Origin of the sequence: Aquisalimonas asiatica, from assembly GCF_900110585.1 — a bacterium.
Taxonomy (GTDB): Bacteria; Pseudomonadota; Gammaproteobacteria; order Nitrococcales; family Aquisalimonadaceae; genus Aquisalimonas; species Aquisalimonas asiatica.
Genome location: NZ_FOEG01000005.1, coordinates 138,663 through 153,591 on the forward strand (window position 1 = coordinate 138,663; position 14,929 = coordinate 153,591).

The 14,929-nt window shown below is 66.6% G+C and carries 11 protein-coding genes; 7 read left to right on the plus strand and 4 right to left on the minus strand.

Features of this window, described 5'->3' with window-relative positions:
- Window positions 1-3: 3 nt before the first annotated feature.
- Window positions 4-543 (minus strand): DUF1614 domain-containing protein, encoded by a 540-nt coding sequence (locus tag BMZ02_RS12605; protein WP_091644423.1) that lies wholly within the window; start codon window positions 541-543, stop codon window positions 4-6.
- 255 nt (window positions 544-798) lie between these two features.
- Here BMZ02_RS12605 and BMZ02_RS12610 point away from each other — a divergent pair, with 255 nt between their 5' ends.
- Together BMZ02_RS12610 and aspS are read left to right on the plus strand one after the other, a co-directional pair.
- Window positions 799-1,119, plus strand: a complete 321-nt coding sequence (locus BMZ02_RS12610) for an FmdB family zinc ribbon protein (RefSeq protein WP_091644426.1) — start codon at window positions 799-801, stop codon at window positions 1,117-1,119.
- Between the two features lie 110 nt (window positions 1,120-1,229).
- Entirely contained in the window at window positions 1,230-3,008 is a 1,779-nt protein-coding gene (gene aspS, locus BMZ02_RS12615) for an aspartate--tRNA ligase (protein ID WP_091644428.1), read from the plus strand.
- A gap of 59 nt (window positions 3,009-3,067) precedes the next feature.
- Here the strand turns inward: aspS and BMZ02_RS12620 are convergent, their stop codons facing one another.
- From BMZ02_RS12620 to BMZ02_RS12630, 3 genes are all read right to left on the minus strand, one after another.
- The gene (locus tag BMZ02_RS12620) at window positions 3,068-3,700 is read right to left on the minus strand and encodes a PEP-CTERM sorting domain-containing protein (protein ID WP_091644431.1); all 633 of its coding nucleotides are present in this window, start codon (window positions 3,698-3,700) and stop codon (window positions 3,068-3,070) included.
- A gap of 275 nt (window positions 3,701-3,975) precedes the next feature.
- Window positions 3,976-4,764 (minus strand): metallophosphoesterase, encoded by a 789-nt coding sequence (locus BMZ02_RS12625; protein ID WP_091644433.1) that lies wholly within the window; start codon window positions 4,762-4,764, stop codon window positions 3,976-3,978.
- Between the two features lie 8 nt (window positions 4,765-4,772).
- Window positions 4,773-5,576 (minus strand): S1C family serine protease, encoded by an 804-nt coding sequence (locus BMZ02_RS12630; protein WP_091644435.1) that lies wholly within the window; start codon window positions 5,574-5,576, stop codon window positions 4,773-4,775.
- A 255-nt stretch (window positions 5,577-5,831) separates the two neighbouring features.
- Here BMZ02_RS12630 and BMZ02_RS12635 point away from each other — a divergent pair, with 255 nt between their 5' ends.
- The 5 genes from BMZ02_RS12635 (at window position 5,832) to BMZ02_RS12655 (ending at window position 14,656) form a co-directional block, all read left to right on the plus strand.
- A complete protein-coding gene (locus BMZ02_RS12635; protein WP_091644609.1) occupies window positions 5,832-7,226 on the plus strand; it encodes a TIGR03013 family XrtA/PEP-CTERM system glycosyltransferase in 1,395 nt (464 codons plus the stop codon).
- A gap of 12 nt (window positions 7,227-7,238) precedes the next feature.
- Window positions 7,239-9,386 (plus strand): XrtA/PEP-CTERM system histidine kinase PrsK, encoded by a 2,148-nt coding sequence (gene prsK, locus BMZ02_RS12640; RefSeq protein WP_245754036.1) that lies wholly within the window; start codon window positions 7,239-7,241, stop codon window positions 9,384-9,386.
- Window positions 9,352-10,707 carry a PEP-CTERM-box response regulator transcription factor gene (gene prsR, locus BMZ02_RS12645; RefSeq protein ID WP_425425083.1) on the plus strand — a complete coding sequence of 452 codons (1,356 nt, stop codon included), beginning with the start codon at window positions 9,352-9,354 and terminating at the stop codon, window positions 10,705-10,707. The genes prsK and prsR overlap by 35 nt, the downstream gene beginning before the upstream one ends.
- 41 nt (window positions 10,708-10,748) lie before the next feature.
- On the plus strand, window positions 10,749-13,520 hold the full coding sequence (locus BMZ02_RS12650) for a tetratricopeptide repeat protein (RefSeq protein WP_091644441.1): 2,772 nt from the start codon (window positions 10,749-10,751) through the stop codon (window positions 13,518-13,520).
- 182 nt (window positions 13,521-13,702) lie between these two features.
- Window positions 13,703-14,656 (plus strand): PEP-CTERM sorting domain-containing protein, encoded by a 954-nt coding sequence (locus BMZ02_RS12655; RefSeq protein WP_091644444.1) that lies wholly within the window; start codon window positions 13,703-13,705, stop codon window positions 14,654-14,656.
- Window positions 14,657-14,929 lie beyond the last annotated feature (273 nt).

Genomic DNA, 14,929 nt, shown 5'->3' on the forward strand with positions numbered 1-14,929 from the left:
ACACTAGGCCAGCAGCACGGCGACGATACCGGTGATGAAAACGCCGTCGAAGGTGCCGGCGCCGCCGATGGAGGCCACCGGCACGCCCAGCTCGCGGATGTTGTTCACGCGCAGCAGGTCGGCGCCGATCAGCACGCCCAGTGTGCCCGCGATGTAGGCCAGAGGAGCGGAGTGCTCGCCGCCCAGCATCACCGCCAGCACCGCGGCGGTGATCGGCGCCACCAGCACCGGCATGGCGATGCCCATGCCGGGGATCGGGCGGCTGAACAGGTAGCACACGGCGCTCTGGCCCGCCACGGCCAGAACAACCGGCGCCAGGGGCAGCGGCTGTGTGGCCAGCAGATACAGGCTGAATGCCACCGGGATGATCGCACCGCCGAGATTGATGGCCACCACCGTGCGGCCATTGAAGGGTTGCGGCGAGCGCTGGAGCCACGGCATGGCGACCGGCGGCCGGTCCGGGCGCACGTCAGTGCTGGCGCGCATCTGGAACAGCGGCATGTTGACCAGGCTGCCGGCCACGCAGCTGATCAGCAGCAGCATCCCCGAGCCGGCGGTCAGCCCCAGTTTCTCGAAGGCGATGCTGACCGCACCGATCTGGATCAGGGCGAACAGGAAGACCAGCGCTATGATGCCGATGAACAGGGGAATGGCGGCGCTCCGCGGTGGCTGTTGCGGGTCGGGTGTGATTGTCGCGCACCTTTGCGGCCGTGCCCATCCCCGTTGTCTCTCGAAACACTTGTGTTGAGAAGCCCTTGCCCTTATATAGATTCGGTCGAATTGTGGAGGACACAAGCCATGCCGATTTACGAGTACCTGTGCGATGGATGCGGGCACGAGCAGGAAGCGATCCAGAAGTTCAGCGATGCGCCGCTCACCGACTGTGATGAATGCGGGGAGCCGCGTCTGCGCAAGAAGATCTCCGCTGCGGGATTCCGGCTGAAAGGGGGTGGCTGGTACGAGACCGACTTCAAGTCGTCCAATCAGCGCAACGTGGCTGGTGACAGTGCGTCGGGTGGCAGTTCCGGGGGTGGTGGCGACAGCGGTGGCTCGTCCTCCGGCGGATCCGAAGGTAGCAAGAGCAGCAGCAGTGACTCCAAGGCGGCCGCAAACTCCTGAAACCGCGGGTCAGTCGCTTGCGCCGCCCCGGGTGAGACCGTAACATTGCCGCCCTGCTCAGGCGGGTTCAGGGCCCGCGTCTCACCACGAATATCCAGGGCATAATTGTCATGCGCAGCCATTATTGCGGCCAGGTAACCGAAGACCTTCTCGACACGGACGTGGAACTCTGCGGCTGGGTGCACCGGCGCCGCGACCACGGCGGCGTGATTTTCATCGATCTGCGCGACCGTGACGGCCTCGTCCAGGTGGTGTTCGACCCGGACCGCGCCGAGTCGTTTGCAACGGCCGAGAGCGTTCGCGGCGAGTACGTGCTGCACATCCGTGGCCGCGTCCGGCGGCGCCCGGAAGGCACCGAGAACAGCAGCCTGAACAGTGGGCAGGTGGAAGTGCTCGGCCACGCGCTGGAGGTGCTGAACACCGCGAAAACGCCGCCGTTTCAGCTCGATGACGAGGACGTGGGGGAGGACGTGCGCCTGCGCCACCGCTACGTGGACCTGCGCCGGCCGGAGATGCTGCAGAAGCTGCGCACCCGCGCCCGGATCACCAGCGAGCTGCGCCGTTACCTGGACGACAACGGCTTTCTCGATATCGAAACCCCCATGCTGACCCGGGCCACCCCGGAAGGGGCCCGGGACTACCTGGTGCCGAGCCGCGTGCACCAGGGCGAGTTCTATGCGCTGCCCCAGTCGCCGCAGCTGTTCAAGCAGCTGCTGATGATGTCCGGCATGGACCGCTACTACCAGATCACCCGCTGCTTCCGGGACGAGGACCTGCGCGCCGACCGCCAGCCCGAGTTCACCCAGCTCGACATCGAGACCTCGTTCATGGACGAGGACGCCATCATGGACATGATGGAGGGCATGATCGCCGGGCTGTTCAGCTCCGTGCTGGGGCAGGAGCTGCCGCGGCCGTTCCCGCGCATGACCTACGCCGAGGCCGTGCACCGTTTCGGCATCGACCGGCCGGACCTGCGCATTCCGCTGGAGCTGGTGGAGGTGGCCGACCTGCTCACCGACGTGGAGTTCAAGGTATTCTCCGCGCCGGCGAACGATCCCAAGGGCCGGGTCGCCGCCCTGCGCCTGCCGGGTGGCGGCGATCTCACCCGCAAGGAGATCGATGGCTACACCGACTTCGTGGGCCGCTACGGTGCCAAGGGGCTCGCCTATATCAAGGTCAATGATCCGGCCCAGGGCAAGGACGGCCTGCAGTCGCCCATCGTCAAGTTCATGCCGGACGAGGCGGTGGCCGCCATCCTGGAGCGCACCGGCGCCCGGGCCGGCGACCTCATCTTCTTCGGTGCCGACAAGGCCAAGGTGGTCAACGAGGCGCTGGGCGCCCTGCGTGTCAGGCTCGGCCATGACCGTGGCCTGGTGGAGCCGGGCTGGCGGCCCATGTGGGTGGTGGACTTCCCCATGTTCGAGTACGACGAACAGGACAAGCGCCTCTACGCCCTGCACCACCCGTTCACCGCGCCCACCGTCGAGAGCGTGGATGAACTCGAGAGTGCCGACGCCGAGCAGCTGCAGTCCCGCGCCTATGACATGGTGCTCAACGGCACCGAGGTGGGTGGCGGCTCCATCCGTATTCACCGCCCCGACATGCAGCGTGCCGTGCTGGGCCTGCTGGGCATCGGCGAAGAAGAAGCCCGGGAGAAGTTCGGCTTTCTGCTGGATGCCCTGGAGTACGGCGCTCCGCCCCATGGCGGCATCGCCTTCGGGCTGGATCGTTTGGTGATGCTCATGACCGACTCCGGCTCCATCCGCGATGTCATGGCCTTCCCGAAGACGCAGACGGCGAGCTGCCTGCTCACCGAGGCGCCGGCGCCAGTGGGCGAGGCGCAGCTGAAGGAGCTGGGCCTGCGGTTGCGCAAGACCGTGAACGCCTGAAACCGGCCCGTGCCGGCAGAGCGCGGGTGACCCGGTCAGGGTCACCCGCGGCAAGCGTCTCAGCCCGCCGAATGCCAGCGGCGAGTGACGCCCACCAGCCCCAGTAGCCCCAGCCCCAGCAGTGCCAGACTACCCGGCACCGGTACCGGATTCGGGGGTGTGTTCGTCAGACGGGTGTACGCCGTGATGTGCGAGATGTCCCGCGGGTTCATGACGGAGAATGGCGGATTCTCGAACGGCGTCTGGTACGTGCCGAAGGTGGCAGCCAGCAGATAACCCACCAGATTGGTGTTGCCACCGTTCTTGAAGATCAGCATCACGTCCAGCGCGGCGAAGTCCCAGTTCGGCACGATGGACCAGCTCCCCGACTGCGGATTCCCGGAGATCGAGAAATCCAGCTGCTGCGGCCCCTCATTGCCGGGCGTGTTGGACGGGAAGTCGATCTTGGAATCGAAAGACCAGTTGGATGTGCCAAAGAAGCCTGCATTATTGATGGCCTGGGCCGTGGTGCCGCTGTCGTTCACATGGCCGTTCAGCGGCGCCAGAATCGCGCAGGCACTGGTGCCCGTGACGTTGCCGCTGATGTCGTAGTCGGCGCCTGAACAACTGATGAAGCTTGCGGATGCCGTCACCGGCGCCAATGCGCCTGCAGTTGCCAGCACCGCCGCACCCAGAAGTCCGTTTTTCTTCATGACCGGGTACTCCGAGACCGTGACCGCACCGTGCGGTCACCTGCTGTATCCCTTAGCAGGAAACGGGCCAGATCGACGATAATGTGATTCTGTTTTTGTTACTTTTTAATCAATGCGTTGCAGGTTGTTTTCGGCTGCTTTCGCAGTGCTCCCGCCGGAGTGTAAGAAATACTGACAAGCGCCCGTTCAGCCGGTGCTGCCGGCCGGTTGCGCGTTGGTGATGGCAAGCGGGGAAACGGCGTCTTGTCGGAATTCCTGACACGTGCCCGGGGGCATCACCCCTGCACGGCCTGTTGGTGAATCACTTCGCGTCCCGCCCGGTCACGTACGGCGATACTGAGCCTGTTGCCCTGGGCAACGCCGGTTTCCAGGTTGACGTGCCCGTGTCCCCGCAGCGGGCGTCCGTGACGGTCTGATCCGATGGTGTGCCCGCAGTAGGTGGTGGAGAGCCCCGCCGCGTCCCGGGGGCCGTGATCGTCGGCCGGATCCATCTCCCGCAGTGCCTGGCCGAGGCTGCGCCGCCACATCAGGCCTTCCGGGTCGCCCAGCTCGCCCTGGTCGATGGCACTGTTGGTGGTGCCGATGGCGAAGCCGGCATGCACCACGTGGTAGCGGGCCGGCCCGGCGCCGACCACCAGCACGTGGGGCAGCAGGCGGGTACGTTCGATGGCCTGCGCCAGCGCTGTATCGGGCGGCCAGACCCGGAGCAGCCACTCGCCGCCGTTGTTCTGGTGCATGGCGAAACGGGGGTCGCTGCCGTGGGTGGCGCGCAGTTCGCGCACGCTGCCGAGCAGGAGGTCCTCGTGGTTGCCCATGACGGCGTGGAACCAGGGCTCCCGGAGGAGAGCCAGGCAGCCTGCCGAGTCCGGCCCGCGATCCACCAGATCGCCCACGGACAGCACCCGGTCCCGTTCCGGCTCGAACCCCAGCGCATCCAGTGCCCGGGTCAGGGTCTCCAGGTGCCCGTGGAGGTCTCCCACGATCAGGTCGCGCCCGTGTTCGTTGGTGGGCAGATGCTGGATGCGGGCCTTATGGAGCGTGCGTCGACGGGTGAGCACCGGCATGCAGAACCTTATCGGAGATCGGCTTCGTCGAGCAGATTATCCAGCAAATCCACCGGCACCGCATAGGAGATTCCGCTGGGGTGGCTGAGCACCCGCTCCCTGGATTCCTGCACGAACGTGCGGTTGATGACGCCGACCACTTCCCGGGTGACCGGGTTGTACAACGGGCTGCCGCTGTTGCCCGGGTAGGCGGTGGCGTCCAGCTGGAAAACGCCGGGCGGGCTGTCCCTTAGCCGTCTCAACGTGCGTGCGTCCAGCTCCCGGCCGCGCCCGGCGGGCACGGCCAGCGGCGTGATCGCCGACACGATGCCCCGGTGGGTGGCGGGGTAGAGGCCCAGTACAAGGCCGATGGGGTACCCCGTGAAGGCCACGAAATCCCCCTCCCGGACCGTGCTGGCGTCCCCCAGGGTCAGCGGCTCCAGGGGGTCACCCTCGAACCGGACGATGGCGAGGTCGGTGTCGTCGTCCCGGGCCACGGTCTCCGCACGGCGGATGCTGCCTTCCCGTCCCTGTCCCACGAATACGCTGAACTGCTCCCCCCGTTCGTGATCGATGGTATCCGGAATGGCGTGGGCATTCGTCACCACGTGCCGCCCGTCGGCAATCACGAACCCGGTGGCCTCGAGATTGGTGCTCGGTGAGCGCGTCCGCTGGTAGGTGCCGATGCCCACCACGGACGGACGAACGGCGTCGATGGCGTCAGGCAGGGCTTCCAGGGGGCTCGATACAGCGCCCGGAGCAAGCACCAGCAGGCACGTGGAGAGCAGGATTGCCGCGAGGCTGTGGCGGTGGCGAGGCGTTGTCGAGGCCATGGGCGCCCGTCCTTCATCGGATTCATGTTGATCTTCTGTGGAACACGTATTATGCATTTATATTGTGAACTGGTTCACAAAAATATCGATGTTTGACCGAATCAACGATATGCTTGGTCAAACGATAGTCCAGTGAAGGAGCTTCCCACGCGCTGGTGCGGGTGCAGAGGGGGCAGCAGTTCGTCGCGGGGTCCCGGAGAAAGCGGGTGTTCCGGGTAGGGCGGCGCGTCAACAACAAGAGGAAGCAAGGGCATGATCCGGTTGTTCAGCCATTATGTGCCGCGGAACACATTGTTCATCGCGGCGCTTGAGGCGGTCATTCTGAGCGTGTGTGTCTACCTCGCCGCCGTGCTGTGGGCGGGGCCCGGCGAGCCTTCCAGCCTGGATCGCCTTGCCATCGAGTCGTTATTGCTGGCGTTTACCATGCTGCTTGCCATGGGGGTCATGGGCGTCTACGGGCAGGCCTCCATCGAGGGCTGGGGGTCGACGCTCGCGCGTCTGGTGGCGGCCGGTGCCGTCGGCTTCGGCGTGGTCAGTCTGGTATCCCGGGGCTTCGACGAAACCATCGCCGTGCTGGGCGTCCCCGGAGCGGTGGGCATTGCCGCAGCGTTCGTGCTGATCTCCCTGGAGCGACTGCTGGTGTTCCGCTGGAAAGGTGCGAAGGCGCTGCGCCCGCAAGTGCTGGTGCTGGGCACGGGAACCCGCGCCGCACGGGTGGAGGATATCGTTCGGGCGCAGCCGAGCGCCCGCCGCATGGACGTGGTCGGTTTCGTGCCCGCGAACGAGGAGAGTCACCACGTACCGGAATCCCGCCTGCTGGACCGCCGGGAGGGCGAGAGCCTCTGGGATCTCGTGAACCGTTACGGCGTCAACGAGATCATTGTCGGTGTCCGGGATCGCCGCAACGGCGGCCTGCCGATCGGTGAGCTGCTGGAGTGCCGGCTCCACGGCGTGCGTGTGACCTATCTCACCGATTTCTTCGAGCGGGAAACGGGCCAGATCCGGGTGGACTCCCTGAACACGAGCTGGCTCATCTTCAGTGAGGGGTTCCGTCGCAACACCCTGCGCAATCTGGTCAAGCGCACCTTCGACATCCTTGCGAGCGGCACGCTGCTGGTGGTGACCATGCCGATCATGGTCATCACGGCGCTGGCGATCCTGGCCACCATGGGGTCACCCGTGTTCTATCGGCAGCAGCGTGTGGGTGAGCGCGGCGAGGTCTTCACGATTCGCAAGTTCCGGAGCATGCGCAACGACGCCGAGGGCGATGGCAAGGCGCGATGGGCCGCGGAGGATGACGACCGCATCACCCCGGTCGGTCGGGTCATCCGCCTGCTGCGCATCGATGAGCTGCCGCAGATCATCAACGTGTTCCAGGGGCAGATGAGTTTCGTGGGGCCGCGGCCCGAGCGCCCCGAGTTCGTGCGTGAACTCACGGAAGCGATCCCCTATTACGACGCCCGGCACAGCATCAAGCCCGGCATTACCGGCTGGGCGCAGGTCCGTTATGCCTACGGCGCTTCGGTGGACGACTCCCGCCAGAAGCTCCAGTACGACCTCTACTACGTCAAGAACCACACGCTGTTTCTCGACGTCATGATCCTGCTGGATACCGTGCAGGTCGTTCTCTTCGGCAAGGGAGCCCGGTAACGGGGTGGAGCGGTGATACTGGACGCGGGAAGCATCGGTTACTGGCTGGCTGCGCTGGGGTTCCTGGCGCTGGCGGTGGTGGCGCTCGTGCTGTGGCGCAGCCGCGCCCTGGCGCGCTGGGTCGCACTGGGTGCCGCCGCTTCCACCGTCTGGGCGCTGATCCAGGCCCAGGGGCCGGCGTACACGGGCGTGGCTCTGCCTTACCTGGCCGAACTCATCCGTTATGCCGGCTGGCTGGGCGTGCTGCTGGTGATACTGGGTCAGCCCTATCTGGTGAATGCGCCCGCGGCGCGGCCGGTGCTGAAGGTGGCGGGCGCGGTGCTCGGCGTCGGCATGGCCGTCATGGTCCTGGCGGCGCTGGTGCACAGCCTGCCGCTGCCTGGCTTCCTCAGTGGCGTTGAAGTGCTGCGCCATCCGCTGCCTTACCTGTTCATGGCGGTGATCGGCGCCATGCTGCTGGAGCAGCTCTACCGCAATACCCATCCCGACCGCCGTTGGGCGATCAAGCCCCTGGCCATCGGCCTGGCGGCGGTGTTCGTCTACGACATCTACCTCTACGCCGACGCCACGCTGTTTGGCGCCCTGCATTCGCCCGTGTGGGACGCGCGCGGCATCGTCAATCTGCTGGTGGTGCCGCTGCTGGCGCTGTCCGCTGCCCGCAGCGGGGCGGTTTCCCAGCCCATCACCGTCTCGCGGCAACTGCTGTTCCACTCGGTGGTGCTTGGAGGCACCGGCATCTATCTGCTGCTGATGGCGGCGGCGGGGTATTACATCCGGTATGTCGGTGGCACCTGGGGGGGCGTCCTTCAGACCGCGTTCCTGTTCGGCGCGCTGGTGCTGTTGCTGGCCTTTCTCTTCTCCGGTGCGGCGCGGGCGCGGCTCAAGGTGCTGCTCAGCAAGCATCTGTTGCGCTATCGCTACGACTACCGGGCCGAGTGGCTGCGGTTCATCGACACGCTGTCCGCAACGGACGTGGAACAGCCCCTGCGCCAGCGGGCAATCATCGCTCTGGCGGCGATCATGGACTCGCCGCGGGGCATTCTGTTCACCCGCGGGGAAGATGGCCGTTTCCGCCTGGCCGAATCCTGGAACTTCGGCGAACCCGACCCGGTGGTGGAGGAGGCCGATGGTCCGCTGGCGGATTTCCTGGCGCGCACGGAATGGGTCATTGATCTGGCGGAGTACCGCGAGAATCCGTCCCGCTATGACGGCCTGGCGCTGCCGGAGTGGCTGACGGCGTTCGATCGTGCGTGGCTCATCGTGCCCATGACGCAGCTGCAGGGGCTGCAGGGGTTCGTGGTGCTGGGCAAGCCGCGTGCGCCCCGGCAACTCAACTGGGAAGACCACGATCTGCTGAAGACCGCGGGCCGCCAGCTGGCGAGCTACATCGGCCTGCTGGACGCCACCGACGCCCTCATGGACAGCCGTCAGTTCGACGCCTACAACCGTTTGTCCGCCTACGTGGTGCACGACCTCAAGAACGTCTCCGCACAGCTTGGCCTGGTGGTGGATAACGCCCAGCGGCACGCCGACAACCCGGAGTTTGTTGCCGACGCCATGCAGACGGTGGCCAGCGCCCGGGCGCGCATGGACCGCATTCTCGCTCACCTGCGCAAGGGTGGCGCCGACGCGCCCCAGCAGGGCGAGCGTTTCCCGCTCCGCGACGCCCTGGACGAGGTGGTGCGGCGTTGCGCCACGGCCATGCCCCGGCCGGTGGTCGCCGAATGCCCGGTCGGCTGCACCCTGACCGGAGGGCGGGAGATGTTCGTCACCGCCGTGGAACACCTGGTTCAGAACGCCCAGGAGGCAACCCCCGAGGACGGCTCCGTGATGCTGCGTGCACGGCCGGAGGGTGACGGTGTGCGGCTTACCATCGAGGACACCGGGGAGGGGATGGACGCGACCTTCCTTCGTGACCGCCTGTTCCGGCCGTTCGAGACCACCAAGGGCAACGCCGGCATGGGCATCGGTGTGTTCGAGGCGCGGGAAGTGGCCCGGGCCATGGGCGGGGATCTTTCGGCAACCAGCCGACCGGGCGAGGGTGCGTGTTTCGCGATGCGTCTGCCCGCCGTCCAGGAACAGAACGAGGCGGAGAACGAAACGCCGCGGAGAGCAGGAGAGGATGTTGGACGAGTCCGTTCGCAAGTTGCTTATCGTTGAGGACGACCCGGGCCTCAAGACCCAGTTGCGCTGGTGCTTCCAGGGCTTCGAGGTGCTTGTTGCGGAGGATCGCGAGCAGGCGCTGGCGCAGGTGGAGCGGCACTCCCCGGCCATTGTCACCCTGGACCTCGGCCTGCCGCCGGACCCGGCCAATGCAACGGAGGGGCTCGCCGCGCTGGAGCAGATCCTCAGTCTGCGCCCCGAGACCAAGGTCATTGTGGTCACCGGCAGTGACGACCGGGAGAACGCCCTGCAGGCCATCGCCCGGGGCGCTTACGATTTCTACCAGAAGCCCGTGGACGGTGACGTGCTCCAGCTGATCGCCGAGCGTGCCCATCGTGTCTACGAGCTGGAGGAGGAGAACCGGCGCCTCATGCGGCAGGGAACCGGTACGCCCCTGGAGGGGGTGATCACCGCCGATCCGCAGATGCTGCGCGTGTGCAAGACGATCGAGAAGATCGCGCCGGTGGACGCCACCGTGCTGCTCCTGGGCGACAGCGGCACCGGCAAGGAAGTCCTCGCGCGTGCGGTCCATCAGCTGAGCGCCCGGCGGGACCAGCGGTTCGTGGCCATCAACTGCGCCGCGATCCCGGAGAACCTCCTGGAGAGCGAGCTGTTCGGGTACGAAAAGGGCGCTTTCACGGGGGCAACCCGCCAGACCATCGGCCGCATCGAGTACGCCGAGGGCGGCACCCTGTTCCTGGACGAAGTGGGAGACCTGCCGCTGCCACTGCAGGCCAAGCTGCTGCGTTTTCTCCAGGAGCGGGTGATCGAGCGGCTGGGCGGGCGCGGCGAGATTCCAGTGGACGTGCGCGTGGTCTGTGCCACCCACCAGAAGCTCGACGCGCTCATGGCCGACGGGCGCTTCCGTGAGGATCTCTACTACCGGATCAGCGAGCTCAGCGTGAACATCCCGCCGCTGGGCGAGCGCCACGGGGACGCCGTACTGCTGGCGCACCACTTCCTGGACCGTTTCCGGCGGCAGCACGGCAAGGGGCGCAGCGGCTTCGCGCCGGACGCCCTGGCGGCCATCGAGCGCTACAGCTGGCCCGGCAACGTCCGGGAGCTGGAGAACATCATCCGCAAGGCGGTGATCATGGCCGACGGGCCGCAGATTACCGCGGATGATCTGGGCTTTACCGTGCCCGAGAGCAACGGCGAGGCCCCCATCAAGTTGCGGGATGCGCGGGACCAGGCGGAGTCCAGTGCCATCCGGCGGGCGCTGAGCCGCACCAACGGCAACATCGCGCAGGCGGCGGACGTGCTCGGGGTGTCACGCCCCACGCTCTACAGCCTGTTGAACAAGTTCGGCTTGAAATAGCGGTTCGATGAGCGGCCGGTGGGCCGCGTGGAGAAGGCATCATGAAGACAAGGCGGTCGGTACTGACCCTGCAGCAAACGGGTGTGGCGCGGCGCTGGAAACTGGCCGTGGGGCTTTCCGGGGCACTTGCACTGGCCGGGTGTGACGCCTGGTTCGGTGCCAGCGTGGATGACCATCTGCGCAGTGGTGTCGACTACTACCAGGCCGGCGATCTCAACTCCGCGGCCATCCAGTTCCGCAACGTCCTCCAGGAGGAGCCGGAGCACGCCCGGGCGCGGTACTACCTGGGCGTCACCCAGCTGCAGCTCGGCGAGCTGGACCGGGCGCGTCGGGATCTGGAGCGGGCGCGCGATCTCGGCTATTCGGAGCGCAACGTCGTGCCCGCCCTGCAACAGGTCTATGCCGCCATGGGCGAGCACCGGCGCGTGCTGGACATGGAAGCGGTCGAGGGGCTGGACCAGACCGACATCGCCCACTGGCACTATCTGCGCGGCCGCGCCGCCATGGGCGAGAATGGCCGGGAGCAGGCGGAGGCCGAGTTCCGGCTCGCCCTGCGTGCCGACCCGGGGCTTGCCGACGCGCGCTACGGTCAGGTGCTTCTCGCCGAAGCCGGTGGCGACCAGCAGGCGACCCAGTACTGGATCCAGCGCACCCTGGCTGCCGACGACAACCATACCGGCGCGTTGCGTTCCCAGGCCATCCTGCATCTGCGCCAGGGGCGCCGTGGGGATGCCCAGGACGCGTTCGACCGCGTCATCGCCAGTGGCGGTAACGTCCAGGTGACCGACTTCATGCGCCGTGGCCTGCTGCGGTTGCAGGATGGCGATCTGGACGGGGCGGCGGAGGATGCCTCGGCGCTGCGCAGCATGGCCAGTGAGGCGCCGTGGGGGCCCTACCTGGAGGGGCTGGTGCAGCTGCGCCGGGGTGAGCGTCGCAGCGCCCAGACCTCCATGGAACAGGCGATCAGCCGCACCGACGGGTTTGCCGCGCCCCGGCTGTTCCTGGCGGCCATTCACGGCGAGGCGGGCCGCCTGGACCAGTCCGAGTACCAGCTCGACCGCTACAACACCATCAACGGCATGGATGCGGCCAGCAGCCTCATGCGTATCGCCATCGCCCACGGGCGGGGGAACGAGGAGCGTGCGGGGCAGCTGATCGACCGGCATCTGGAGGAACATCCGGGTGATCAGCGCGCCCTGGCCATGCGCCGGGCGCTTGCCAACGGTGTCCAGGCCGGAGACGGCAGTTTCGTGCGTACGGCGCTCTCCGGCCTCCAGGACGACGGCGGTGGTGAAGATATCGTGCCCGAGCGCGATACGGGGGATGGTGACCATCCGCGCCCCTCCCGCGAGGAGTACGATGCTGTGGTCAGCGCCATTAACGCCAGCAACTACGGCGAGGCCCTGGAGAAAGTGGAAGCCCTGGCCGAGGCCTATCCGGAAGACCCGGAAGTCTTCAACCTCAAGGGCGGCGTTCACATCGCCCGCGGCGAGGGTGACGCGGCCCTGGACGCTTTCCGTGAGGTCCTGCAGCGCGACCCGGAGAATATCAGCGCCATCCGCAACATCGGCCAGCTGTTTTCCCAGGCGGGACGGGAGGATGTGACCCTGGCTTTCTACCGGCAGGCCCACGAGAACTCGCCGGGCTCACTGGAGATCCTGCTGGAGCTGGCCGGTCTCGAGGCCCGGCGGGGCAACGACGCACGGGTCGAGCACCTGGTCAACAAGGCCATCGAGGATCATCCGGAGGCGGTGCGGCCGCGCATGCTCAAGGCGCGTCATGCCCTGTTCAGCGATGATCCGGAGACGGCGCTGGCGACGCTGGAGCCCATCGAGGATGCCCACGGGGAGAACCCGGACTTCCAGCGCCTGCGCGGGGAAGCGTTACTGGCGGCGGGGCGCCCGGACGAGGCTGCCGACACGTTCGAGCGCGTGCGGGCCATGAATGGTGGCGGTGACGGCATCCTGGTGCTGCACGCGCGTGCCCTGGTGCAGTCGGAGCGCTATGACGACGCCGAACAGGTTACCCGGCAGGCAATCGAGGATGCGCCCGATGCGGAAGAGCCGCGCGTTCTGTTGATGCGCCTGTTGTCCGAGCGCGGGGATCACGGTGCTGCCGAAGAGGCCTATCAGCAGATGATCGACGCGCGGGGAGAAGACCGCGCCGCCTTGCGTGAAGGGGCGCGCGTCGCCCGCGGTGCGGGTGACCTGGACGTTGCCGTGGCGCGTGTCGAGCGGGCACACGCCCTGGAACCGGACGACAGCACCGCCCGGGATCTGGCGCGCGCGTACCGGGCCAACGGCGACGGCGACGCGGCCCGGGACCACCTGGAGAGCTGGGTTGCGGACGAGGGCCGCGCCAACGTCTCCGGCGCCACGCTGCACCTGCTGGCGCAGCTGCGCGCTGAAGTGGACGAGTCCGGGGCCACGGAGCTCTACGAGGATCTGATCGCGATCAATCCGGACGACGTGGTCGCGCTCAACAACCTGGCGTGGACGTTGCGGGAGTCGGAGCCGCAACGGGCGCTGCGTCTGGCGGAGCGCGCGCATGAACTGGCGCCGGACGCGGCCAACGTCCGCCACACCCTCGCCATGGCCCTGGTGGAGAACGGCAAGGTGTCGGATGCCATTACACACCTTGAAAGCCTTGAAGGGGAGTCCGAGGGGGATGCGCCCGCCCTGACGCTGGATCTGGCGGAGCTCTATGTGCGTAACGACCGCGCAGACGATGCCCGGCCACTCTTGCAGCGCCTGTCGGAGACGGAGTTCGACGGACAGGAGCGTGCCCGCGAGGCCCTGGAGTCCCTGCCCTAGGGGCGGCGGGTGTCGCAGGCCTTTACAAGGGAATGGGGCGGCCGTGTTGCGACACGGTCGCCTTTTTTTTAAATGCCATTAAAACAGTTGGTTACGTGATTTTTTGCGACCTGGAACGCTTCCTGCAAATGAACGGTTGAAACAGTCAACCGCACGGCGCGATAGCCAAGGAGTAACGCAAAATGATGAAGCAAATGTTTTTGGCAGGGGTAGTCGGGCTGGCCAGCTCCTCGGCTGCGGTCGCCGGCCCGTTCTACCTGGATCTGGGCGGCGGTGGAGGGCTTGGCCTTCCCAATGCCGGTGACCCCAACAACAGCGGGAGCACGCGGACTCAGGACTTCAACTCGATGGGGTCCCTGGATACGTTGGCTACCTCGATCTACCAGGCCTCCAGCCCCGGGGACATCGGGCCCGGCACCCCGGTCTTCGATACGAACCGGTCCGACGTGCTTGGCGACGTCAGCATCACGAATGGTTCCATTCAGACACCGTCTGATGATCAGAGGAACATCGCGGGCTTTGTTCCGGCGGCCAGCCTCGCTGGCGGGAATGGCTTCGCCGCCTCCCCGGATGACTGGCAGGGTAATAATTGGGGCATGACCTTCGATTATGATCTTGCGGGGCAGGTTGTCTCGGGGAGTGGTGACGATCTGAACAACGCAGCGGTGAACTTCACCAGCGGCACCTTCGACTACTTCTTCGAGTACGAAGGCGAGCGGCTGCAGGTGCTCAGCATCGATGTCACTGGTTCCAGCGGCAGCATTGCCAACCTGGTTCTGGAAGGGCGGGTGAACTTCGACTTCCTCGCGAACGGCGGGTTCAGCGCGGATGAGCAGGACTTCATCCAGAACTTCTTCCGTGATGCTGCCACCGGCGACAGCTTCTATGACATCGCTTCGACCGGAGCCGAGGTGCCGATCCACTGGCGTCTGGATACCAACGTCGATGGCGACGAAGATCTCATCGAAGGTGAGTATCAGGGTGAAACCGTCTGGGTACGCCAGACCGAGCTGAACACCACGGCCCGCTTCCAGGTTCCGGAGCCGAGCGCGGTGATGCTGCTGGGTCTTGGTCTGGTGGGTCTGGCCTTTGTTGCCCACCGCCGCCGGAAAGCTGATCAGGACCTCGCTGCCTGATTCGAACAGCGCGCCGGATCGACTGTAAAGATAACCGCCACCCGTTTCGGGTGGCGGTTTTTTTGTGATCCATGGTGGACCTGAAGGTCCACCCTACGGGAGGCCATGCGGCATGGCGTAATGCCGCCGGCGCAGGGGGCGGCGACGTCCACCGACACCGGTCGACGTGGCACGGCACCGCCCGCATGGGGCGGATGTTCACCCCCGTCGATGCCGGCCGGCATGGCGTAATGCCGCCGGCGCAGGGGGCGGCGACGTCCACCGACACCGGTC